The following is a 22,513-nucleotide window of genomic DNA, read 5'->3' as shown; positions in this document are numbered from 1 at the left end:
ACGAATGTACTGACAAAACATCACTTTCTTGGGGGTTTATCTTGAGGCGTCTTTTCGTTCCACTTGCCATCGTTCTTTTCGCCACCTCCTGCGCGGCGCCCAACGCTTCATCTGAGGTCTCCGCGCCGCCAGCCACAGTCAGTGAATCTCCCACGCCCACTCCAATGCCTGTGGAGGTTGACGTTGCTCAGTCGAAGTCTGGAAAGACCTCGAACGACATCGAAGTGACATTCATTGGGACGCGAATAGCAGAAGCCTCAGAAATTGGCAGCGATCCAAAGCCTGACATGATTCCGGTCGTGATCCAGTTTGAATATCGCAATACCGGAGGTGAGGCTGTGCAGTTGCAAGCCGTCCCGTTGAACGTGTTCTATGGTGCTGACAAATACCAAGCCAAGCAACCAACTCTTTATCAGGGCGGAACGACTCGGGCGGAACTGCCGAAGCAGATAACTCCTGGTTCTCTGGTGAAAGTCGCGGACACATACTGGGCCCCGGCTGGTTCTGCGCTAACTGTGGAGGTCAACCCGAGTGGCCCGTCTTCCGGGGCGTTGCCAGTCATTTTTTCAGGGATAACCGCCAAGTAAGTCTTCAGGAAACAACAGTAGGGCCCCACCCTCACATGGAGGATGGGGCTCTATTACGTTGGGGAACAATACCGGTCTTATGGGCCGTATACAATTAGGCCATTCACTGGCACAAACTGGGGGTCTGCCGTGCTCGATCACGCGTCCTACTTGCAGCGTAAGTACTTTGGAGAACTGGACGGCGTTCGAGCCATCTCAGTCCTGTTGGTCTTCACTGTTCACCTGTCTTACCCGTTTTGGCATTCACTGCACGGCGGGGCAGGCGTTACGATTTTCTTCGTCCTGAGCGGGTACCTGATCACGACGCTAGCACTCCGCGAGGAAGCCAAAAATGGGCGTCTCAATCTCAAGAGCTTCTATGTTCGGCGCCTGTTTAGGATCTACCCAATCTACTTCGCAGTGCTCGCCGCATATGTCGTACTGATTCTGGGCCTTGGGATGCAGTCCAACCGGAAGTCTGCGTTCCTTGAGACATTGCCGTTCTACGTCCTTTTCTTCCCCGAGCGCCCGATGCTGATGCGCGGAGATGCTGTGAGCGTCCCGTTTGCGGGGGCATGGTCTCTCGGCATTGAGGAAAAGTTCTACCTCGTGTGGCCCCTTCTCGGCTTCGTCATTTTGGCTTGGAAGTTCCGCGCCAGGCTGCTCGCGCTTTCGATCATGGTCGCAGGGTTCGCCGCTACCGCCATACTCGGTGCGACTGGCGCTATCCTCCAGCCTTACGCCCTAATTGCGCTCGGATGCATCTCTGCCGTCATGCTCAACAACAAGATTTGGTACGACAGGATCAAGTTCCTTGGCAAAGGGTGGGTACTTGCTATAACCGGCGGAATTCTGCTCGTGATGCAGTTCGGTACTCGCGAGATCCTGCCAGAACGGTCCCTGTATGTGGCCTACGGCTTGGTCGCCACTCTCGTGCTGACTGGCATCGTCATCACGACCACCAAGGGTATCCGCTGGCTAGCGGCCAAGCCGATGGTATTCCTAGGCAAAATTTCATATGTGTTCTACCTGACTCATAATTTCGGGATCAACGGGGCCGAAATGGTAGTTCCCAAAGGTGGGCCGTTCTGGGCGGTGGTAACGGCGATTGTAGGTCTCGTTGCGTCTATAGCTATCGCGTGGGCGCTGCACATTGCAATCGAAAAGCCCATGATCAAAGTGGGCCATCGCGTGGCGCACCGATACAAAGCCCTCAAGGGTGTCCCCTCGGTGGTCGAAGCCGAAGCTCCGCGTATCGGTGCGCCACGCCATTTGGCGGTGCGGGACTAGCCGATCAGCCCGAGAGCTATCAACTTGGAACGCAAGTCGTTGACTAGCGCCTGCGTCGTGGCTGCGTCCGTGGCAGCGACGGGTGTGGCGGTCGGCTTTGCAACAGGTGTAGCTCCGTAGAAGCCCATTTTCGAGTTGGTGAAGCCAATCTTGGAGCCTGTGCCCGTGCCGATTGTCAGATCCTTGCCATCCTGGATAAAGGCTCCCTGATTTAGGATCACTGGATCCCCGAAGGTCACCTCACCGTTGGACCAGTTCACGGAGATTGGCACCGATCCCTGCGAGCCATCAGACAGGCGGCGACTGAGCTGCCATGCGTTGGTGGACGCCGAGCGCGCAATCCACCGGTCCGCCCCAGCGTTTTGCCAGACCAAGTCCTTATTTTGGTTTGCGGCTGCATTGATAACAACCCTGTACCCGAGAGCCCCAGACTCTCCAAACTCAGTGCCTGTCGCTCCAAGTAGCTGCCTGTAGTTAATCGACCGATTGTCCCGACCGTAGAAGCCAGCAGATGATCGCACGTTTGCCGGGATTGCATAGTTACTCAGCGGCGTTGCCCTGGTATCGATGAACCTGTTGCTCGTCACGGTCAGGCGATTCATGCCCGACCCTGACGTGATGATCCCACAGTTGTAACTGGTGGAGGTTGGTGAAACTGCGGTTCCCCCAACGATTCCTCCCAAGGGGTAGTCTGCAACGAAGTTTTCAACACCGATGTCGAGGAACGTGTTGTTGTCCAGCACAATATCGACCGCGCCGCGGATCCCCACGCCGTTCCTCTGGGCGCCCTTGATGATGTTGTCGCTAATGATGATGTCCTCAGCGACGATTGTGGGATCAGCCAAGGAGCTGGGGTATCCGGTGATGAAGATGCCGACGCCGTCATTGACTGAGGGGTAGTCCTGATTGCCGTTGGTGACGCCGCTGATGACGTTTCCGCTGACTACACCATGCTTGGGTGCATCGCTGAGGGCAATACCACCCTTGCCTGAGTCCTCAACGGTATTGCCGGTGATGGTGAAGTTCTCTGGACCGGGAGCGTAAATACCGCCGTCAACGTCGGAGTGGAAGCCGGCGCACCAGATGCCGTAGTGGGCCGTGCCGCGGATGACGTTATCGGCAATCACCACGTTGCGGCACTTGCGGGAGACTGACACTCCGTTGTCGGCCGAGTTTTCGACAACGTTGTGGGAGAAGTCCACACCGTCCACGTACACAAAGCCGGGGTCCATGCAGTTGCGGATGAAGCAGTCCCGCACGGTGACGTTCTGGATGCCCGCGAAGTAGAACGGCAGCGTCTTAGTGTTGACGATGCGGATGTTGTCCAAGGTGATGTTCTTGATCACCGGGTACACCGTAGGGTCTCCGGCCACTACGCCGTTGTATCCCGAGCCGATAATGCGGATCGCTTGGGAGAACGAGGATGAAACTGGGCGGTCGCGACGGCGCGGCTGGTTTAGATCGGTTGCCCCGCCCTTGAAGGTGACGTTCCGGACCGTGAAGTCAGACAGGTTGCCCGTGGGGTTGGCAATTGCAGCCCCGATTTCCGAAGACGAGGTGAATACGGAAGACCCGCCTTCACCCTCAATCGTGACTCCCGTCTTTGGAATCAGGTTTGTGCCGAGTTTCGCGGTTCCAGGAGGGAAGTAGACGCTGAGCCCAAATGTGGCGGCAGCGTTGATGGCGGATTGGAACGCGGGCGCATCGTTAGCGACACCGTCAAGAACCGCGCCCTTAGAAAGCACGTTGATCGAACGGCCAAAGACGTTCTTCAACGTGCTTGCATCTGGGCCATAAGTGGCATTCAGTGCCGCGTCTTGGAGGCGGGGTGGGATGTGCTTGTCAAAGATCCGGCCGGAGCCGTCGAGCGTGGGGACATCGCGAGTTGCCATGCTGGCTGCTCCTTAAGTGGTGATCGTGAGGACGTCAGTATCAGTGGGCTTCACGACCACCGTGCCGTCATTCTTGGTGCTGATAATCAAGCGGTCAGGGTCTGTCGGGTGTACAGCTACACCGCCACCGGATGACGCCGCTGCTGCTGCTTCCGCGGCGGCTTGTGCTGCTGCGGCTGCGGCCGCGGCGATGGTCGCTGAGGACTGGGCAGCCTGGGCGTTACCCACAGCCCCGGACAGTGCTTCCTGCGCCACCTCGGCAGCGTTCGCCCCAGCACTCGCCGCCTCAGCCTGCGCGTCTTGTGCTGCGTTCTTCGCCGCCACCGCCTCATCACGCAGGCCAATGAATGAGTTGTAGAACCCTGTGAACTCGCCGGAGATCCAACGAACCTGTGGGAGTGGTGCGAGGAATGGTGGCAGGAATCCGTAAGCGTTTGACGTCAACGGGTTAGCGAGCGGGAAACCATTCGCGTCCTTCAACGCCAGCAACGTGGTACCTGCCGTGTCTTCCGGCGCGTAGATCCCCACCGAACCGTTCACCACAACATTCATCGGGTTGTCCGGGTCAACAACCAGTTCCATCCCAATCGGGTAATCAGCCACAGTGGGGCTCCTTAAATACAGTGGGGCGGACCATTGAGTGGTCCGCCCCGGAAAAGTGGGCGGGTTACTTGGCTGCGTGCTTGCCCTCATAGGCAGGTGTCTTAGCGGAACCAAGGACAGCACGTGTGAGCCAGTCAGGCAGCCGCGGTTCCAGCCACCGCCAGAACGCATACCAAGCACCGATCAGGACAGCCGCGACAATGGCAGAGAGTGGCGTGCCGTACTCAAGCAGTGCTTCACGATGCGGCTCAAGGACCGGCAAAAGACCAATGGCCCACGCGATGAACGAACCCCACAAAGCCGGGATGATGGTGCGGAGAATGGAAGTGAACATCAGTTGTCACCTTCCTTTGCTTTGGGGACGTAGGTGGGCATGTTCGCAGCAATGCGCCGCTCAATCTCGTCGTAATCAATGATCACCGGGGCGCCCTTGCTGGCGGCCGCGGCGATCTGATCCAGAACGGACTTCTGTGCAACCTGGCGCGCCTCAACCCGGTCCATCGCCTTAGCCGTGAAAACCAGCTGGTCAATGACCGAAGTTTCGTAGTTGCCCCAATCCATGACCAGAGCCTTGAGCGCATCAAGTGGGGCGTGCTTGATCTGGAACTGCAGCGAGTTTGTGCCGTCCATGGAATCGCCGCCCGTGAGGATCGAATCAACAAGGAAGTCGATCTTCTGCTGGTTGGACATTTTCTGTGATGGTCGTTCGGCCATGATGGCTCCTTACGGGAGTGGGATTCCGAGGTCGATGAAGAATTGCTGATCCGCCGTGTAGATGGGGGCGGGAGGCATGGCCGGCTTGGTAACCTCGCCCGCTGGGCCGATGGACATGCCGCCCGCCGTGATAAACGGATTCGGATTGCTGCAGCCGTACGTGTTGGTGTTGTAGTTGTACGGCCGGAACATCAGGAAGAAATGCAGATGCTTCCCGAACGAATAGCCGGTGTTGCCCTTCACTCCGATCTGCTCACCAGCGGCAACCCAGTCACCCTTACGGACAAGGAACCGCTCGAGGTGCCCGTAACCCGTATCGGCGATGAACGACGCCCCGCCAGCTTTGTGGCCAAGGATGATCACATTGCCGGCGGACTGGTCAACATTGTCTGAACGGTCGAAATCCGGGTTCAGGTACCAAGGGTTCGGCCACCCAAGGTCACGACTGTCACCAGCGAACAACACCTCACCATCAGCGGCCGCATACACCTCCGGGTAAACGTTCCGACCGTCCGTGTAGCCGTAATCCTGGCCAGCGTGCGGCATCCCATCCGGCTGCATGTTCCCGTACCACTGAGTGATAGGGCCCCGGCTAGGAGCGTAGAGAACTAAGCTCATGGTTGGCCCCTCTTGTCAGAGTTCCAGTCCGCGTTTATCCGAAGCTGGAAGAACAGGATGGCCAGCCGGACGGCGGCCACCAGAACGGCGCTGTAAATCACGAGCCGCAGAATCTCGCGGAGCGGGGATGCCCCAAACAAGCCGCTAGTGATGATCAGGATGAACAAGGACGCAAGGGAACCCAGCAGCATCATCAGCGCCCGGCCCGTGCGCGTCCGCCACCAGTCCGGAGCCGTCACCCAGTAGATGATCGGCAACGCAACCCAGAAAGATCCGGCCACATACCCGATGTACAGGCCCGGGATGCCAAGCAACCCATAAGCGGTCAGAACGGCCGCCGCTACCAAGGAACCGATGATGCCTTTGATGATGGTCCTCTTCATGTGGCCCCACCCAACTTCCTGATGATTGATGCTTCGATGGCCGGCGCGAACCCGTTACGGATGTTCACCTGGCGTAGGTCTCGCACGGCGATGGCGGCTGTGTGCGCCTGCCGTTCAGCGATGACATGCATTTGGGCTGCCTCGGCCAGGTCCTTGGCCAACGGCTCCGGATCCGGGTTGCTAAGCTGCGGAACTTGCGGCTGGCTTCGTTTGAACCACTTCACGGCGTGCCACCTGCCTCCTGAAGCGAAGACATGACATGGTTTGTTGTGCGGGCAGTCTCGATGAGCTCCGCGTTCGTTTTGGTCAGGACGGCGATGGTATCGCCCTTGCGTTCCGAGGATGCTTTCCAGCCGTCCCGGTCGCTCTCCGTCCGGACAAGTGTTTTCTCGTACACCTGGACGACGTCGTTGTGAGATGCGCGGGTAACCAGACGCCCCGTGAAGACCAGCCAGAATACTGCCAGCGTGGCCGCCACGGGACTGGATAAACCCACCCACGCGGGGATGCCGTCAATCACACGTACCACCCCAGCCCGCCGAGCATGAAGACCATGTCACCGGCGGCAACCTTGTTAGTCAGGCTGCCAACGCCGGTCTTGAAGCTGATCTTGATTTCACCGCCAGGCGTCACCCGGACATCGCACTGGTAAGCGTTCACCAGCAAAGGGGTGAGCATGTCGCTTGGAGTCTTGGGTGCGAACTCCGGCGGCACCGTGGCCAGCGTGTACTCGGTCAGCGGCTTGTTGATGTCGCGCTTGTCGTAGTGGATGGCGACCTCGTTTGCCAAACCACCCTGCAGCTCCACTCGCCGGCCGATGCGGGACACAGCTGCATCCTTGACAGTGTTCTTCATCCACGTGCCCTGCTGCCGGTACGTGGCAGTATCGAATGTCAGCGGCACAGGGCCGCGCATCACACCGCCAACATTCACCCAAGCAGGCGAATCATTATCGCCAAGGATGTACTGGTACTGCTCGTAGCCCACAGTGACCATCGCGCCAAGCTGGCCAAGGTACTGGCAGGCAAGAACATCCTTCGCGTACACGCCGCCGTTGGAAGCCCAGCAACGGATGTCCACGATCTCGCCCGGCTGGGTCTGGTTCTCAATGATCGGCACCAACGCGATGGGCTGATCATCTATGTTGCCAGGACCGGACAAGCGTGCGCCGGAGACAGCCTTTGTGGATCCGCCCGGAATGATGACAAACTTCGACTCACCAGCTGTAGGGTTCCAGTCACGCCGGACAGCCACCGTATCCCAGCGGGTACCCGATGCTGACGGCGGGAAATCCAGAGTCTCGTTCTCAAAAGTGTGATCCGTGACGCCACACCCATGGCCAGCGCCCGGAGAGATCGACACTGTACGGGTAGCCCCCGCGACAATGCTCACCTTCCAGTCATTGGCCTTGAACACGCCATAACGGGCAGAGCCAATAGGGGTGTCTGAGTGTGCGCCAGACCATGCACCTTCGCCGTACGGTTTCGCCGGCGTGGTGTCATAGCCGCGGGATGTGAATTCCACTGGCATCAGTGACGCTCCTGGTTCCGCTGCCCCTTACCCAAGGCAGCAAGTCGCTGTGCGAAGATCCGCGCAGGCTGATTAGTTATCTCCCCAATGGAGGGTTGGACGCTCGCATAATCCTTGGAGACCCAATTGAGGGTCACTTCGCGGATGGTCTCCGTGATGATCAGGCCTGTTCCGATGTCCACCGGCACTCGGGAACCTTGACGGAAACCGCCCGGGCCGCCGTACTGGAAGATCCCAGTGCCGGCAAGGTCGAGGGACAGCCCGTTCTTGGGCCCGTTCTCGTCCAGGGTTTCCTGTCCGCGGGCATCCAACACCGAATCAGTGTTGTCATCGCGGGCATCCCGGAACGTCTCAGCACGCATCCCGTACTGCGCTTCCCGGGCCGTGTCGATGAGTTGCCGGAACTTACGGTCAACGCCCTCACCCTGCCCAGCCACCACCACGCGGGACGACGTAGGGCGGGTCCGGGTCCACTTCACCGTCTTCAGCGTCCTGCCCTTTACAGACAGCTTCCGCGGGAACAGTTGCGGCTCATACACGTCAAGGACCAGATCAGTTCCGATCTGCTTGACCGTGACGCCGATACCGGCTTGCTCGAGCGCTGGGAACATCTGATCCATGAGCGGATGCATCCGGAGAGGCACACCGCCCGGGACCACAGCCCCGCGGTTCGCGTTGGTTGCCACCGTCAACCCCGGGACAGCAAGACGGTTGACGCCGTTCTCCTGCACCGCGGTCTTGATGATCGTCTCCGCATTGCCCGTATACGTCCGGTACTCCGCAGTCTGACCCGTGAGAGAAGCGCCAGGGACCGGCCAGCCAAGGATGTCCCGCAACACGCGGAAGTCATCCTCAACCGTGAACGTCACATGCCCGTCCACACCGTTCGTCTCGCCCTCTTCAGCCGTGATAGGCCCAGAGATCAAGTGCTCACCCTTGAACTTCACAACCACACGGGCGCCATCGGTCATGAGCTCCGGCAAACGCTGGTGACTCAGCGGAACAGTCATTGCCAGTGTTCCCATTAGGTTGTGCCGAACAGTCACCGAAAGTGCGGACGGGTTACCGATCTGGCAGCGGAACAAACGATCCTTGTCATAGACACTGATCCGGAAGGCACTCACCAAGCCCTCCGATACAACGACGGCAACAAAGCCTCAACCGTGCCCGTACCAGCAAGAGACAGGGACAGTGGAACACGGGTACCTGCCGGGATAGGCGCGAAGTCTGCCTCACCCAGATCCGCCGAACGATCCACAGGGTTCACCATGTCCACACCAATCACCCGCTCAGACGGCTTACTCGGCGCGCCCGGGACGACGTCGTACATGGTGGCCCCAATAAGGTCAGGCTCCGACTCGATCACCAGACACTTGCCTTCCGGAACATCAAACGGAACCTCAACCACCAGACCATCCACGCCAACCGCAGCCTCCGTCGTTTCCCCATCAATGAACCAACGGGCGTACGACTCGACATCGCCACGGTTGTCAATGGTCGCTTCCGAAATCTCAGCGCCCGAGCCGATGTTGAACATGTGCGGGCCGTTCGGCTCGTAGAACGGCTGATACTCGCCGTTCTTCCAAGACCTCACAGCCGGATCACCCTCCCAAAAAGGATGCTCGGCAATGAACTTCAGCCCGTACGACTGCCAGCCGTACTTCATCGGGTCGTATGTGACTGTGTGGTCGCCGTCGTCACGGAAACGGATCCGCAGGCGCCGCTTGGTGCTATCCGGAAGATGCACCTCCCAAACGCCCGTGTCATTCGGGTCCATGCCCCGCCAGAAAGCACGGTCACGATCCATCCAAGTAACAGAACCCGGCTCTTCATCCAGACGGCCATCCGAGAAGATATGGACCGGCCAGAACACCTCACGGTCAAGAACCGAAATGCCCTCATGCTTGGAACCGGCCACCGCGGGCGACGATGTTGCATGCCGCTCCGTGGTGACCGAACCAAGCCCCCGGATGCCCGGCATCAGGAACAACCCCGATGCCGGGCTAGTCAACGGCCACGTCACACCCTTAGCCGTCCACGTCATCCGCAACCGCGTCCAAGGACTCGCAGCAGGCGCCGGCGGCCGGTAAGGAATCGCATAACTGATACCCATGAGACTCCTTACTTAGACCGGGAAAAGAGCAAGCGCGTCACGCTGTTCCCTTTGGTAAATGCGGGCCAACTCGTGCTCATCACGGACATGGATCGTGCCGTAGTTGTTGAACCCGCCCGGGCCCTGCGCTTGCTGCATTGCCCGGTACGCCGTATCCCACTGCTTGTCGTTCAGGATGTATTCCGGCTTGCGGGTCGCGTTCATGATCTGCGACAGCCCAGGATTCAAGATGCCACCGTTGTCATGCAGGTACGGCAGCCCCGTTGAGCCCATGCTGTCCTTACCACCCTCTGGCCTCTTCCCAGCCTTACCAGTCAAGAAGTCTGACGCGCTGGTCAAGGCCTTCCTGCCGACGCCGATAGCAAGGTCAGCCATCATGCCGCCAGCCGGGAAGGTCAGCTTGAACAGAGAAACAAGTCCGTCGATGATCGGAGCGATCGGGTCGAAACTCCACCCGCCACCAGAACCAGACTCGCCGCCACCATCCAGGTACTCGGAAGGGTTCTTGTAGTTCGGCCATCCACCGTTCAGCACCATGTAGTGCAAGTGCGGGCCAGTGGAATTACCGGTAGAACCAACCTCGCCGATCTTGGATCCGGCCGTGACCATCTGGCCCATCTTCACCGCGAACGACGACAAGTGCGCGTACCAGGTCTGCAACCCGTTCGGGTGATCGATGTGGATCTCATTACCGCCGCCATACGATGACCAGCCAGCAGAAGACACGCGGCCCGGACCAGCAGCAACGACAGGCGAACCAGTCGGTGCAGCGAAGTCAATGCCGTTGTGACCACCATGGAACGGCTGAGAAACAGTGGCGCTACCGATCGGACGGACCAAGCCGCCCTTCGCGTAACCAGCCAGAGCCTTAGCCATCGCGTAAAGGTTCCCAACACCAGCCCGGGCTGTCTGCTCCTTGGTGAACACGAACTCTCCAGCATGCACAATGCCCGCAGGCTGATACTTGCCACCATCGCCCGTGTAACCGCCGTCAGCAAAACCAGCAGGCAGCGCCACCTTGGGCAACTTATCGATACCCGGAAGGGCCCCAGCAACAGTATTGAACGCGCCAATCAGGCCATCATTGATGACCGTATTGACCACGAACCGCACTGGCGCCTTCGCGATGTCCTGGATGGTGTCCCAGGCCTTCTTGACCGCAGCAACGCCGGTCTCGAACGCCTTCGGGATTTCCTCATTGATTGCCTTAGTGAGGAAATCGAACACCGGCTTGATGACCGTGTCCCAAACTGTCTTGATCGCAGTGCCGATGTTGTCAAACACCGGCTTGATGCCATTCGTGTAGAGCCAGTTCAACGCGTTCGGGATGATCACCGTGAAGAGGTTCACCCACACGTCAAAGACCGGCTTCAACACGTACAGCCACACCCAATTGACCGCGAACCCGATAGCGTCAAAGACTGGCTTGATCGCGTTCAGGTACAACCAGTTCAGCGCGTCCGGGATGACCTTCGTGAAGAACCAAACCCACGAATCAAACGTTGGCTTCAGCACGTTGTTCCACAACCACGTAGCCGCTGTGCCAATCAGATCGAACACAGGCTTGATCACGTTGTCATACAGCCACGTGAACGCTGCAGCAAGAACATCATGAACGAAAGTCACAGCCGCGTTGAAAATCGCAACCGCAGCGTTCCACCAATCAGCAACGGTCGTGCCGATACCCGTAAACACCGCCACCATCTGATCCCAGAAGGACTGGAACGCCGGAACAATGATGTTCATGATGACCGATACGACGAGCTGGAAAATGCCGCGGAAGAACAGGTAGAACCCGCCGATGATCACGCTCGCCGAATCGAACATAGGCTTCAGGACGTTCAGGTAAAGCCAGTTGAAAATGGTGCCGACGACATTGACCGCCGCGGAGATCCCATCAAAAACAGGTTTGATGACCGAGTTGAAGACCCATGAGATGACCGCAGCGATACCATCGAAGACCGGCTTGATAACACCAGTCCACAACCAGTTGAAGAACCCGCCGATAGCCTGAATCGCAGCATCCCAAGCAGGGAGGGCAGTCCCCGTGAACCAGTCAACGACGCCACGAATGACGTCCTGCACCCAGTTGAAAACGTTGGTGACAACTTCGCCGATCCAGCGCATGGCCGCGTCGACGCCGTCCTTGAACCAGCCGACATTGTTGTAAGCCCACACAAACGCAGCCACAACGGCCGCGATAATGCCGATGATCCAACCAACCGGGCCCATAGCAATCAACCAGCCAGCAGCGATCTTCGCCGCGTTGATAGTTGCCTGGGCAGCCATCAACACCCAACCGCCGACCATGACAGTCACAGCCCACGAGTGCACAAAAGCAGCCTTCGTAGCGCCACCCTGAGAGATGAACCAAGCAAGCTTCTGCTGAGCGGCTGATTTCAAAGCCTCGATACCGAGCGCAACAAAGTGCGGGATGAGAGCCGTAAGAATCAGCCCAGAGATAATGCCAATGGGGACACGCATGTCCCACAGCGATTTAGCAACGTCACTGCCGCCGTCAACGAGCTTCTTCAAAGCGTCAGGGATCTTCAGCACGGTCTCCCGAACGGTAAAGAGGAAGTCCACAACGCGGGAGTCCTCTTCCCAACCGAAAGCACGCCGGAGCATGCCCGTGTAATCGCCCTTGACCAGCAGGTCGTAGAGGCCGACAGCACCGTCGCGGACCTTGAAGAGGAAGTCCACGAGTGGGTGATCTTCCTGCCACCCAAATGCTGACGCGAGCTTGCCGGTGTAGTCGCCCTTGACGATCAGATCATAGAGACCTTGCGCGCCGTCGATGGCCTTAGTGAGGAACTCGCCAACCGCGGCACCCGCGACTTTCGCGCCCTCTTCCAAGGGCTTCAGCCACTCGATAGCGCCGGAAAAGAATTCACGAATCCGGGGGTAAACCCCGGACAGGAGGCTCGCGCCGATACGCCCGACCGCGGCCATGGTGTTCTTGAACGCGCCCTGCAGGGTATCGCCCGACTTCAGCGCCGCCCCGCCAAGACCGTTCTCCATGGCCTTTTGGAAGATCTCAAAGTTGATCTTGCCCTCAGAGGCAAGGTTGACGGTTTCCTCAGCGGTCTTGCCAAGTTCCTTCGCCATGAGCTGCACAATGGGGATACCAGCGTCGTTTAGCTGCGCGATAACATCGCCTTGGATCTTGTTCGATGAAGCGACCTTGTTGAAGATCGCACCCATTTCACCCATGCCAACACCGGCAATGGTCGCAGCGTCACCAGTCAGCCGGAGAGTGCGCTCAAGTTCCTTGCCTGGCTTCACGCCAGAAGCTACAGCCCCGGCCGCAACTGCGGCAGCTTCGTCCAGGCCGAATGCAGTGCCCTTCACCGAGGCCATGGCGTCATTCATGATGCTGGTCACTGACTCAACATCGTGACCAAGGCCGGTCAGTTTGGCCTTTGCGTTCTCGATGGCCTGCAGTCGGCCAAAGCCCTTGGTCAGTGCCACGCCGAGGCCGGTGATAGCGGCGCCACCAACAGCAACAGCGCCAACCTTCAGCGCACCACCAAGGGCCGCCCCCATCTTGGACCCTGCAGACTGCCCCGCACTCTCGGCGATCCCGTCCATCTCGCGGGCAACACTCTGCTGAGCGCCCTTGAACGATGGCTTGACCAGAACTTCAGCTACGCCGATGACGGGCACGGTGCCTCCTATTGAGTTGTCACAGGTCCTCCGCGGAGAAACCAAACTGACTGGCGAACTGCACAGCCCATTCACGCTCGGCAGCCTTCATGGCCGCCTGAATCTCAGATTTGGGGGTGGGGAACGGCTTCACGTCGCCAGGCTTGCCGCCGTTGACCTTGATCGTTGCCGCGGTCAGTACCTTGATGCCGTTCGAGATGTCACTCAGCAACGTGGCTGTGAGATCCCATTCAGCGGTGCGCGGCGTCCACGGCTCGCTCTCTCTGCCCTGGTTCGCTTCAGCAATCGCTTTAGCCGCTTCAGGGTCGTTCGCTATAGCCTCGTTGAGCCGGCTAGCGGCGGGCAGCATGTCGATCAACTCGAGCAACGCCACCCACCGCTTAGCCCGGAACCACTCCGCCAGATCCACGCCGGGGTACTCGTGTGCGAGGTCGGCGCGGATCTGTGGGCGGTAGCGGGTTAGGAGCTCGCAGAGGCGCGCCCTTCCCCCGGCTTCCCAACTGTCTGCTCGTAGTAGTCCATGACGCGCTGGATAAGTGCGGCGTGGACGCGCAGCGGGATTTTCTCAGCCTTGTAGGCCTCGAAGTCCTTCGGGGTGAGCCACTTCTCCAAGAAGGAGAAATCGTTCTGGCCGGTCTGCTCAAGATCCTTGAAGAACTCGTTTGCCTCATCGGCTGGCATGTCGAAAAGGTCCGGGAAGGTGATGCGCTTGCCGCCAGAGAGTGCGAGCACGAACGCCTCCGGCTTCGAAACCTCAGCCTCAAGAGCGGAAAGGGACAGGTGAATAGTCGGCTTGTCGTTAGCCATGGTGATACCTCCGGGTGGTGGTGGTCGGGTTACTTGATGGGTATTTGACGGTTACTTGACTGGTGTGGCTGCGGGCTTGGCCGCGTCGGATTCCTTCACAGCGGCCGTCTTGGCCTTCTGCTCGGTGAACCCGCCGGCGCGGAGCTCAGCAGATTCACGGGGAACAGACGTTTCGACCGCAATGGTGCGGCCATCAGATTCTTTGGTGAAACGGGGCATGATGCCTCCCTTGGTCTTGTCAGGTGGTGGGTAAGGGTTTGAAGCGGGCCACGCCACCACCACCCGGAAAGTGGCGCGGCCCGCGGTCTAGTGGGCTACGGGGTAGCTGCGGTGAAGCCCAGAGTCGCCTTGGCCTTCAGCGCCCCAGTGCCACCCATGAAGTGACGCAGCGGAACGCCGGTCTCGGCATCCGTCATCACCTTCATGGTGATCGGCGTGGTCAGCGGGTCAGAGGATGCCCACTTCTGGCTGTCAGTGTTCGACAGCTTCACAGCCCCATAAGCCCGGCCCAGAAGCCACTGATTGTCGGCAGGCCCGTCAGAGCCCAGAACCAGCGCCTGGTACTCCTTGTTGATCGGCATCTCAGGCTCATCAAAGACAACCTCGCCGGTCGTCTGATCCTGAGTGATTGCCGTCAAGTCGGTGCCGTAGGACAGCTCCAGCATGTGCTTGCGGCCATGTTCGAGGCCCGTGAACGTCAGCGAGCGGGCAACCTCAGTCACGTCCGTCCGCTGAGCAGTGCTGTAACCAAGCGCCGGCACGTCTTCCTCGGTGACATCGCGGCCGAACTCGATGCCGTCCGGCGTGATCATTCCAACAGGAAGCCAGCCTTCAGCCTTGAAGTCGATGAGGCCGCCACCAGCAGCGAACAGCGTGGTAGGCAGCGCCTCCGTGGAGACGCGCAAGAGGATGATGGCTTTCTGGATCTTGCGGATCAAGGTCCGGTCATCAGATTCCTGGCGGAGTGTGTCAAAAGTTGGCATGGCAATGAACCCCTTTCAAGGGCAATGTGAATTGTTTGTCCCCGGTAGGGGCTATAGGGGGCGGGACGTGACCGTGAAAGTCGCTGTCGCCTTGTTCAACGTGTCGGAGGCGTAAGGGACATCCTCGGGGACCTGATCGGACTTGATGCCGTCGAGATAGCCGTGATCTGTCTCAATGTCAGTGCCGCAAATGAAAGCCTTGATGGACTCCAAGGTGTTCACGGCTTGCGTGCCTGGCGCGTAGCATTCAAGCGTCACACGGTCCACGCGATCGATATAGCTCTCAGTGCCGCCGTTGGTATACACCAGCACGATAGGGAAAGGTCCTTGCAGCGTGCCATAATCGTCGGCCGGAAGATGCCAAACCATCCGGACTGGATCGCCTAAGTGCTCAGTGCCGTCAACCAGGTCATTCAGGCACTCGCGGACATCAGGGAACACAAGACCATCAATCACCGCTCCACCACCTTCATGGACTCAATGACACGGCGCAGAATCGAATCCCTGGCGTCCTTGTATTCGTGCGACGTTTCCCGGACCACGGCGCCGGCGCGTAGCTCGTTATCCCAGCCGGCAGTGACCGTCGTGGGCTTGGCTTCGTAGGTGCCGCGGCCAACAGCCTCAGCATTCCCCGCCAACCTCTTAGCGGCCGCCAAGGTCGCCTCGCCAACCGACTCAACAGTTCCGAGCTCTTTCAGGCCAGAGTCATCCGCCTTGTAGTTCCGCGAACCCCTGACGCTTCGTAACGCCATCAGGACCTCACCAACGCCACTTCATCACCCAACGGCCACTCACCCGGCAAACCGTCAACAGCCCACTCACCAGCCATGCGCGCAGTCACAGGGACGCGCACACGATCCTTGGGGAGAAAGCTAAAGTCTGGGTCCGGATCCCGATACAGGACGGCCGTGCTCGAAATAAGGTCAGCCCGGTCAGTAGGCTCCGACGTCGCCCGCGGGGCAACAATACAAACCTGCACAGGGATCTCCGTGACCGGCAGCGGGTTCCCTTTCGAGTCCCGGCCACCGCCACGCAGCACCATCACATCAGTACGCCACTCATCAGGGAAGCGTTCCACAATTCCCGGCATTAGGGCCCCGCTATGAGGTCGAAAGTAAAGGCCTCGCCGTCAGCAGTGGACGCCAGCAAGCTTGCCTGACTCGGAGTCAGAACCAGTTTGCCGGGGTTGTCACCACCAAAGGTGACATTGTCCGAGAACGGACCAGTGGAGGACTGGACAGAGCGTTTCCCGTCCGGGTTCTTGAACACCTCCGTGACCATCTCAATGACCACGTCACACGTTGAGTCGAGAAGGTCCGTGACAGGAGGTACGGCGTCCGCTTCCCCGTCAATGCGGGCTTGGAGGTCAGGGACGCGACGTCGCACAAGCCGTTCAGCCCGGTCAATCCATATTTGCAACCGTGCCGTGTCAGTTGGTGCGTTCGAACCAACCCACGAGTCGATTACGTCATCCGGAGCAACCCAAGACATCGCGTCCCCTTCCTGTTAGCGGCGCCGAGCTTGGCTGCGGCGTGCCGGCTTCTCGTCCTGGACCTCAACCTCAACAGCAGGCTCTACGTCCACGGGCGCTGCAGCTTCTTCGAGGTTGTCAGGGGTTTCGTTCTGAGGCTCTTCCGATGCCACCTCAACAGCAGGCTCATCCTTTGCATCAGCAAGGAGCCAGCCACGGGACTGGTAGCGTTCCGCGAGGTCACCCTCGCAGTGCACTACCAATCCCGTTTCGGAGTTACGCAGGCGCGGCAACTTAGACCGCGTCCACGAGCTCAACGAACGCCTGAGCGTCGTTGACGAGCCAGCCGTATTCGGCTTCGGCGCGGATGGCTACGAGGTTGTTCTCCCACAGGGAAGTCAGCGCGCCGTTGATGGTCACGGTCGCTTCGGTGGAAACGTCGTAAGAGATGCCTCCCACGGCACCCCATACAGCTTGGGACCAGTCGCCAGCGAAACCGACAGTGTCGCCCCCGGCCACGCCTTCGTTGTAGAAGGCAGGGCGGCGCAGCAGGCGGCCAGCGGAGAGCGCGGAGTTCTCGTAGGTTGCATCCACGAACAGCGGGCGGCCCTGCAGGTCCACAGCCGCGTTCAGCAGCGGCTCAGCGGTGTCATCGAAGGCCCAGCCAGTGAGCTTCTTCTTGTCATCCACGAGCAACTTCAGCGCGCCGTTCAGGTCAGCGTATACGCTGCCGTTTGCGGACGTTGCCGTGCCAAGCTCAACAGCCTTGGTCGTTGCAGCGATGAAGTTGCCGGCGCCGAACGGGGTGTTCGTGCCGTGAAGAGCGGCCGCGTCGAACGCGATAGCGAAAGCTTCCGCGATCTGGTCACGGAACAGAGACACGTAATTGCCCGGGTTCGCACGAACGACTTCAGCGGACACAACCGTGATGGCTGCGATCTTCTTCGGGCTAATCGTCTTCAGCCCGATAGCGCCCTTGGTAGCCGGCTTCTGGCCAGCTTCAGCAACCCAGCCGGCGGTGGGCTTGGACGTTACAACCGGGATTTCCTGGCCGTTGATGCCCAAGGGCACACGTCGGGTCAGGGACTGGACAACAGACTGACGTGCAGCCTGGGTGAAATAAGCCTCAGCCTCATCGGGCTTGAGGAATCCAGCGAAATCGCTGGTTTGTGTTGCGGCGGTCTGCGCCATGCCAACTCCTAAAGTTTGGTTAGTGACGGAAGCTAGGAGATCCCGAGCTTCCTTTTGAGTGCGTCCTCAATGCCGCTGCCGTTCAACGCCAGCTGTTCGGAGCCGTCGCCGTCCAAGTTCACCCGGTACGAAACGCCAGGCTTGCTTTCGGCCGCCGTAGCTTTGGAGATGAGATCCTTGGCCTTCTTGGCGGACGCCGCGAACTGCTCAGGGGTTTCGCCGTGCACCAGATCCTGGTATTCGGCGGGGATTCCCTCGGCGGCGATGGCAGCAAGTCGAGCGTTCTCACGCTGCGCGGTCTTGGCCTGCCCGGACAGCTCTTCAAGCTGAGCCTGAAGACGCTGGGTCTCCGTCAGCTTGTCCTGCTGCGCCTGGTCGAACTGTGCAGCCTTGGCCTTCAGATCGTCATAGTTGGACGGCTTGGCCCGCTTCAGACGCTCGCCGAGGATCTTGTTGAAATCCTCCTGCGTCGTGATCGGTTTGAAGTCCGAGGACTCGCCCCCAGTCGCGGCAGATTCTTCACTCATTGGGTGTTTCCTTTCCGTAAGCCCGTCGGCACTAACCAGGCTGTTGACCGCCGCCTGGAACGCGTAGATTTTGGTGGGTTACCGGACGCCAAGGTCTTGCCGCATAGCAGCCAGAATGTCCTTGGTGTGGTCCTGCGCCGTCCGGGCCTTGCCCTCGGCGTTGACCCATGTGTACTGACGGTTCAATGAGCCGTCAGAAGACTTGGTCTCGACCCATTCAAGGCGCCGTCCTTCGCTGGCTTTATCAGCCGCTGCAGCGTACGAGTCGTAGTATTTGTCGGCGGTTGATTGCAGTTCCGCGTAGTTGTTCTTCGTTAGGACAACTACCCTGCACCGGCAGTGGTCGTGGAACTCTTCTCCGACTGCTCTAGCGCCACGTGCCTTGATCCCGCGGCCTTTGCCTTTGGAACCGCGGCCGCGGCCTTGCCCGACAGGAATGCCTCGACCAACAACGGTCTTTGCTGACTCAACAGATTCGTAGTCAGCGAAGCGGCTGGCAAGCATCCCGCAGAATGCACAGCACCCGGAACGAGGAACCCGCTGCGCACGCATGCCACCTTGGATCTCAGCGTTGCCAACCATTGTGTCCGCGGCGGCCTCAGTGAGGATCTTCGTAAGCCCACCAGAAAGGAGTGAGTAGACGAGCGCGGCACCGCCCTGCTCGAACATGGCAGGGGCCGAACCCCAGCCAGCTAGAGAGTGCCAACGCTTCGCCCCGACTCCGTCAAGCGTCTCCGCCTGCACAGGCTTACGCACCCCATTGATGTCCTGCAGCTCAGTGAAGAACTGCGCTGACACCAACGAGGACGCGCCCACGTACTGATCACCAAGGAGCGGCAGCAGATCCATCAGCGCTTCCTGCTGCACCTCAGGAGATTCGTTCGCTACCGACGCCATAAGCCGGTCAAGCTCTTCCAACGCGCCGCCGCTGAGATTGTCCAGAAGCGTTGCGTAACTCAGGGTGGCACTGTACGGCACCACCATCAGCTAACCGCCTGGTTGTCCGCCCCTGCAGCCGCAGCGTCCGCTACGCGGGCCGTAGGCGCAGTTGAACGGCCGGCTACACGATCCATGAACGATGTGATCGACGCTGTCCGGATCCCTGCGCGGAGCCTAACGATCTGTTCCCGCGAGAACCCTGCATACTCAAGCCCAACCTCAGACTCAGCCAATCCGGGAATGTGCGGTGCCAACTGCCCAAAGGCAACAGCCTTGTCTGTCGGCGAAACCGTCCCAACAGGCGTGAACACAGCGCTCAAATTGCTTATACCAGCAGGCTTAGCACCATCACGCCACTCAACTGACATGGCCAGAGCGTCAACCGCCCCGTCACCCCATGCCTTATTGGCGTTGTTCGCATCCACCAGCAGGTCCTCCTTAGCGGCGTAGATAGCCTGCGCAGAAGACGGGTTGTCCTGAATGATGCCCAGTGACGACATCGGCACCCGCTGGTCACCAGCAAACAGGGACGCCCACATGCGAAGATGCGAGATGTGCGCTTCCGGGGACGCGCCTTCAAACCGCTTCACGTCCGGCACTTCCTGGGTGTCTTTGTCCTCAGTGAGGCCAAAGACGCGGCCCATGACAGCCTTGAACCTGTTGTTGCCGGCGAAAGCTTTAGCGTCAGCTCCCATCAGCCAGTACTGAGGACCCGCGAAGCCTTCACCCTGCACCTCGGAACGCACTACCGTGCGCAACGCAGAGTCAGTGAAATACATGGCCGGGCGCGAAATCCTGGAATGACCAAACGGGCGCTTCAGAGTCGGCTTGTGCGGGAGACGTGCAACAGAGACGCGTCCCAAAGGGTTCGCGAAACGCTCCACGCTCACGCGGCCAGACGAAAGCACCTGAATCCGCACGATCTTCTCGTGCAAATACATGGCCATGTCAGCAGGGATGCCATCACGCAGTTCGAGCACGGCAAGATACGCGCCGATCTCCATGCGGTCCTTATCCCAGATCGCAGCAGACATATCAGCCAAGTGCGGGCGGACCCGCAACTCACCAGACATGTCATCCACGCGCAGAAACGCACACGAGTGAATGGCAGACGAAAGCGTGGCGCCAGAGAAGAACTGAAGGAACTTCGAGCCTGCAAGAACCTCGTCAATCCCAAAAGGGTCATCTTCGCCGTCAAGCGAAACAAACCCCTCAAGCACAGAACGGTCAGTGAGAGCCCGGACCCCAGTCTCAACCCATCCCATGACCGGATCAATACGAGCCAGGATCTCCGGAGGGATCGCAATGCCAAGATCAACAAACGCGTTCTTGCCCTCAAAATAGACCTGACGGAGAGTGTTCCTCGGCTGCTTTGCTTCGTACACCTCAAGAAGCTTCTGCAGAACCATGCCCTCTTCCGCGGAGAGCCCATTCGGTGAAATCAGCAAACCGAAACACCTCCTTGGCTACTACGCTCACCGGAATCAGCGACAGGTTTACGAGCGAACTTGACGGCGCCAAAGTGGGCGCACGTGACAGACATGATCTGGGTAAGGTCTACTTCAAGGTCATCACGAGCAAACGCCCACGCGCCCGCCTTACCAACAGCTTTCTTCGTAGCCCCAGCAACCGACGCGTCAAGCTGCTCCTGCCCGAAATGCGAAACCGTGCCCTCACGCACCGCGTCATGAAGCCCCATGCAAGCCTGCGCGAACTCATTCGAGGACAAGATCCGAACCATGCACTTCTTCTCCTTGAGCATCGGCTCAAACGAGCGGGCCGGACTGAACGCATCAATCACGACAGGGGTACGACGGCGGGCGAGCTTCTGAATCCAGTGCACAAGCTCCGCTGAACCGCTCTCGTTGAACGATTCCGTTTCAGCCACTTCAAGATGCAAGCCATCATCGGAGAACATCGCCAACGAAACCGTCACCCACGTCCGCTCAGGATTCATATCGATCCCCAGCAGCAATCGGCCAATCCTCGGAAGGATCCTCAATGAGGCAGTCTTCCCACGCGCCGGCAGGAAACGCGTTCTTCCGCGAAGCCAACTCGTCCCAAATCCCCATAGCCTCACGAAGAAACGAATCCTTCGTCAGCTTCCGCCGCATACGCAGCATCGACTTCTCTTTAGTCCGAGAAGGATACGAAGGGTTCGCCCTACGCCACTGAGAACGATCATCAGGATCGGCATTACGATCAGCGCTGAACTCGATATACAGCGAATCGCTGCTGTCACCAGACAAAGCAGCCCGACGTGCTTCCTCGAAAATCTCTGACGGGTCAATCGGCTTAGGAGGCGTCCCGATCATGATCGTCAGAGCATTCGGAGACGCGTTCTGCGCCGGCACCATGTCATCAACAGCACGCTCAGTCAGGATCTGCGCTTCATCGAAGACAACAATGTCAACCTTCGTGAAACCGCGCCCAAAACCACGCTCACGCGCACCAAACACAACACGAGAACCGTTCGTGAACTCAATCTTCTGCTCAGAACCGTTATCCGGCGTCCGATCAATGTGCGGGGTCATCAAAGGCAAAGACGCCATCGACTTCATGCCATCGAACGTCTCGTCTGCTGTGTCCTTCTTGTGAGCACTCCAAGTGACCGTCAAGCCAGGATGGATGATGCACAAGGCAAAGACGATCCAGCCGATCATGAACGTCTTACCGACCTGGCGGGGAATGCTGATCGTGATGCCGCCAACAGTCGTGGCATACAGTCCGTCAGCGTCCTTCGAAAGGATCAACTGCGCCGAACCCTGCTGCCAAGGATCAAACGAAATGCCGAGCTCATGCAGCGTATTGCGAACCGCCGGCCAACCAGTAGAAACAATCCCCTCAGGGACAACCACATGGCGGGCAGACTCAAACAGCGTAGGGGTTGAACTTCTCGTCATCCGTATCGGCCGCCTTGCTCAGGTCATCCTTCTCGCCGGAAGGCTCAAGCTCATCAATCTCCTTCGAGATTTCGCGCACTTGGCGAGTCAGTGCGGCAAGGTCACGGGCTAGCGTGTTCTCGTTCTCCATATGCGTCACCAAGATCAGACGCATCGCCTTCAGCTCATCGAGGCGCGTCCCATGCTCAGCAGCCTGACGCAATGTCATTGGAGGCGCTGGCACGTCATCCTCGGTAGCAAGCCACACAGGAGGAAGCTGCTTCTTCCCAGCCATAGGAACGACTTCCTCTCCGTCAGGCGAGCTCGGGCATCTGTGG

General features: G+C 59.2%; 29 protein-coding genes. 2 read left to right on the top strand and 27 right to left on the bottom strand.

The features are described 5' to 3' along the window. Positions 1–164: 164 nt before the first annotated feature. Both M1D89_RS20610 and M1D89_RS20605 read left to right on the top strand, forming a co-directional pair. Positions 165–587 (top strand): hypothetical protein, encoded by a 423-nt coding sequence (locus M1D89_RS20610; protein WP_498646513.1) that lies wholly within the window; start codon positions 165–167, stop codon positions 585–587. A gap of 150 nt (positions 588–737) precedes the next feature. Beyond that, positions 738–1,856, top strand: coding sequence for an acyltransferase family protein (locus M1D89_RS20605; RefSeq protein WP_498646511.1), 1,119 nt, complete (start codon positions 738–740; stop codon positions 1,854–1,856). Here M1D89_RS20605 and M1D89_RS20600 read toward each other — a convergent pair. From M1D89_RS20600 to M1D89_RS20470, 27 genes are all read right to left on the bottom strand, one after another. Then, a complete protein-coding gene (locus tag M1D89_RS20600) occupies positions 1,853–3,748 on the bottom strand; it encodes a right-handed parallel beta-helix repeat-containing protein (RefSeq protein ID WP_498646509.1) in 1,896 nt (631 codons plus the stop codon). The two genes, M1D89_RS20605 and M1D89_RS20600, sit on opposite strands and share 4 nt — an antisense overlap. A gap of 12 nt (positions 3,749–3,760) precedes the next feature. Further along, positions 3,761–4,351, bottom strand: coding sequence for a hypothetical protein (locus tag M1D89_RS20595; RefSeq protein WP_498646507.1), 591 nt, complete (start codon positions 4,349–4,351; stop codon positions 3,761–3,763). A gap of 64 nt (positions 4,352–4,415) precedes the next feature. Continuing rightward, on the bottom strand, positions 4,416–4,685 hold the full coding sequence (locus tag M1D89_RS20590; protein WP_498646505.1) for a hypothetical protein: 270 nt from the start codon (positions 4,683–4,685) through the stop codon (positions 4,416–4,418). Further along, on the bottom strand, positions 4,685–5,065 hold the full coding sequence (locus M1D89_RS20585) for a hypothetical protein (protein WP_498646503.1): 381 nt from the start codon (positions 5,063–5,065) through the stop codon (positions 4,685–4,687). Before M1D89_RS20585 ends, M1D89_RS20590 begins: the two co-directional genes overlap by 1 nt. 9 nt (positions 5,066–5,074) lie before the next feature. Continuing rightward, on the bottom strand, positions 5,075–5,683 hold the full coding sequence (locus M1D89_RS20580) for a M23 family metallopeptidase (RefSeq protein ID WP_498646501.1): 609 nt from the start codon (positions 5,681–5,683) through the stop codon (positions 5,075–5,077). Next, entirely contained in the window at positions 5,680–6,066 is a 387-nt protein-coding gene (locus M1D89_RS20575; protein ID WP_498646499.1) for a putative phage holin, read from the bottom strand. The genes M1D89_RS20580 and M1D89_RS20575 overlap by 4 nt, the downstream gene beginning before the upstream one ends. Beyond that, a complete protein-coding gene (locus M1D89_RS20570; RefSeq protein WP_498646497.1) occupies positions 6,063–6,290 on the bottom strand; it encodes a DUF7620 family protein in 228 nt (75 codons plus the stop codon). Before M1D89_RS20570 ends, M1D89_RS20575 begins: the two co-directional genes overlap by 4 nt. Beyond that, complete coding sequence (locus tag M1D89_RS20565) at positions 6,287–6,586, bottom strand: hypothetical protein (protein ID WP_498646495.1); 300 nt, start codon at positions 6,584–6,586, stop codon at positions 6,287–6,289. The genes M1D89_RS20570 and M1D89_RS20565 overlap by 4 nt, the downstream gene beginning before the upstream one ends. Then, positions 6,583–7,596: a hypothetical protein gene (locus tag M1D89_RS20560; protein ID WP_498646493.1), complete on the bottom strand. Its 1,014-nt coding sequence runs from the start codon at positions 7,594–7,596 to the stop codon at positions 6,583–6,585. The genes M1D89_RS20565 and M1D89_RS20560 overlap by 4 nt, the downstream gene beginning before the upstream one ends. Beyond that, the gene (locus tag M1D89_RS20555; RefSeq protein WP_498646491.1) at positions 7,596–8,720 is read right to left on the bottom strand and encodes a Gp37-like protein; all 1,125 of its coding nucleotides are present in this window, start codon (positions 8,718–8,720) and stop codon (positions 7,596–7,598) included. Before M1D89_RS20555 ends, M1D89_RS20560 begins: the two co-directional genes overlap by 1 nt. Next, on the bottom strand, positions 8,717–9,709 hold the full coding sequence (locus M1D89_RS20550; protein WP_498646489.1) for a phage tail family protein: 993 nt from the start codon (positions 9,707–9,709) through the stop codon (positions 8,717–8,719). The genes M1D89_RS20555 and M1D89_RS20550 overlap by 4 nt, the downstream gene beginning before the upstream one ends. 12 nt (positions 9,710–9,721) lie before the next feature. Then, the gene (locus tag M1D89_RS20545; protein ID WP_498646487.1) at positions 9,722–13,375 is read right to left on the bottom strand and encodes a peptidoglycan DD-metalloendopeptidase family protein; all 3,654 of its coding nucleotides are present in this window, start codon (positions 13,373–13,375) and stop codon (positions 9,722–9,724) included. 19 nt (positions 13,376–13,394) lie between these two features. Further along, positions 13,395–13,784: a hypothetical protein gene (locus M1D89_RS20540; protein WP_498646485.1), complete on the bottom strand. Its 390-nt coding sequence runs from the start codon at positions 13,782–13,784 to the stop codon at positions 13,395–13,397. A 50-nt stretch (positions 13,785–13,834) separates the two neighbouring features. Then, positions 13,835–14,182 (bottom strand): hypothetical protein, encoded by a 348-nt coding sequence (locus M1D89_RS20535; RefSeq protein ID WP_498646484.1) that lies wholly within the window; start codon positions 14,180–14,182, stop codon positions 13,835–13,837. Between the two features lie 51 nt (positions 14,183–14,233). Next, the gene (locus M1D89_RS20530; protein WP_498646482.1) at positions 14,234–14,401 is read right to left on the bottom strand and encodes a hypothetical protein; all 168 of its coding nucleotides are present in this window, start codon (positions 14,399–14,401) and stop codon (positions 14,234–14,236) included. Positions 14,402–14,496: 95 nt separating this feature from the next. Continuing rightward, entirely contained in the window at positions 14,497–15,165 is a 669-nt protein-coding gene (locus tag M1D89_RS20525) for a hypothetical protein (protein ID WP_498646481.1), read from the bottom strand. Between the two features lie 51 nt (positions 15,166–15,216). Further along, positions 15,217–15,621 (bottom strand): hypothetical protein, encoded by a 405-nt coding sequence (locus M1D89_RS20520; protein ID WP_498646479.1) that lies wholly within the window; start codon positions 15,619–15,621, stop codon positions 15,217–15,219. Continuing rightward, positions 15,618–15,917, bottom strand: a complete 300-nt coding sequence (locus M1D89_RS20515; RefSeq protein WP_498646477.1) for a hypothetical protein — start codon at positions 15,915–15,917, stop codon at positions 15,618–15,620. The genes M1D89_RS20520 and M1D89_RS20515 overlap by 4 nt, the downstream gene beginning before the upstream one ends. A 337-nt stretch (positions 15,918–16,254) precedes the next feature. Continuing rightward, a complete protein-coding gene (locus M1D89_RS20510) occupies positions 16,255–16,656 on the bottom strand; it encodes a hypothetical protein (protein ID WP_498646475.1) in 402 nt (133 codons plus the stop codon). Between the two features lie 15 nt (positions 16,657–16,671). Beyond that, positions 16,672–16,929, bottom strand: coding sequence for a hypothetical protein (locus M1D89_RS20505; RefSeq protein ID WP_498646474.1), 258 nt, complete (start codon positions 16,927–16,929; stop codon positions 16,672–16,674). 1 nt (position 16,930) lies between these two features. Then, a complete protein-coding gene (locus M1D89_RS20500; protein WP_498646472.1) occupies positions 16,931–17,827 on the bottom strand; it encodes a phage major capsid protein in 897 nt (298 codons plus the stop codon). Between the two features lie 32 nt (positions 17,828–17,859). Further along, positions 17,860–18,354 (bottom strand): capsid assembly scaffolding protein Gp46 family protein, encoded by a 495-nt coding sequence (locus tag M1D89_RS20495; protein ID WP_498646470.1) that lies wholly within the window; start codon positions 18,352–18,354, stop codon positions 17,860–17,862. A 78-nt stretch (positions 18,355–18,432) separates the two neighbouring features. Then, a complete protein-coding gene (locus M1D89_RS20490) occupies positions 18,433–19,338 on the bottom strand; it encodes a VG15 protein (RefSeq protein ID WP_498646468.1) in 906 nt (301 codons plus the stop codon). Further along, positions 19,338–20,741 (bottom strand): hypothetical protein, encoded by a 1,404-nt coding sequence (locus M1D89_RS20485; RefSeq protein ID WP_498646466.1) that lies wholly within the window; start codon positions 20,739–20,741, stop codon positions 19,338–19,340. The genes M1D89_RS20490 and M1D89_RS20485 overlap by 1 nt, the downstream gene beginning before the upstream one ends. Further along, positions 20,735–21,268, bottom strand: coding sequence for a hypothetical protein (locus M1D89_RS20480; RefSeq protein WP_498646464.1), 534 nt, complete (start codon positions 21,266–21,268; stop codon positions 20,735–20,737). Before M1D89_RS20480 ends, M1D89_RS20485 begins: the two co-directional genes overlap by 7 nt. Continuing rightward, positions 21,240–22,196, bottom strand: coding sequence for a terminase large subunit domain-containing protein (locus M1D89_RS20475; RefSeq protein ID WP_498646462.1), 957 nt, complete (start codon positions 22,194–22,196; stop codon positions 21,240–21,242). Before M1D89_RS20475 ends, M1D89_RS20480 begins: the two co-directional genes overlap by 29 nt. Continuing rightward, on the bottom strand, positions 22,165–22,470 hold the full coding sequence (locus M1D89_RS20470; RefSeq protein ID WP_498646460.1) for a hypothetical protein: 306 nt from the start codon (positions 22,468–22,470) through the stop codon (positions 22,165–22,167). Before M1D89_RS20470 ends, M1D89_RS20475 begins: the two co-directional genes overlap by 32 nt. Positions 22,471–22,513 lie beyond the last annotated feature (43 nt).

This window comes from Arthrobacter sp. D3-18, assembly GCF_054408525.1.
This window is presented reverse-complemented; position numbering and strand designations above follow the sequence as displayed.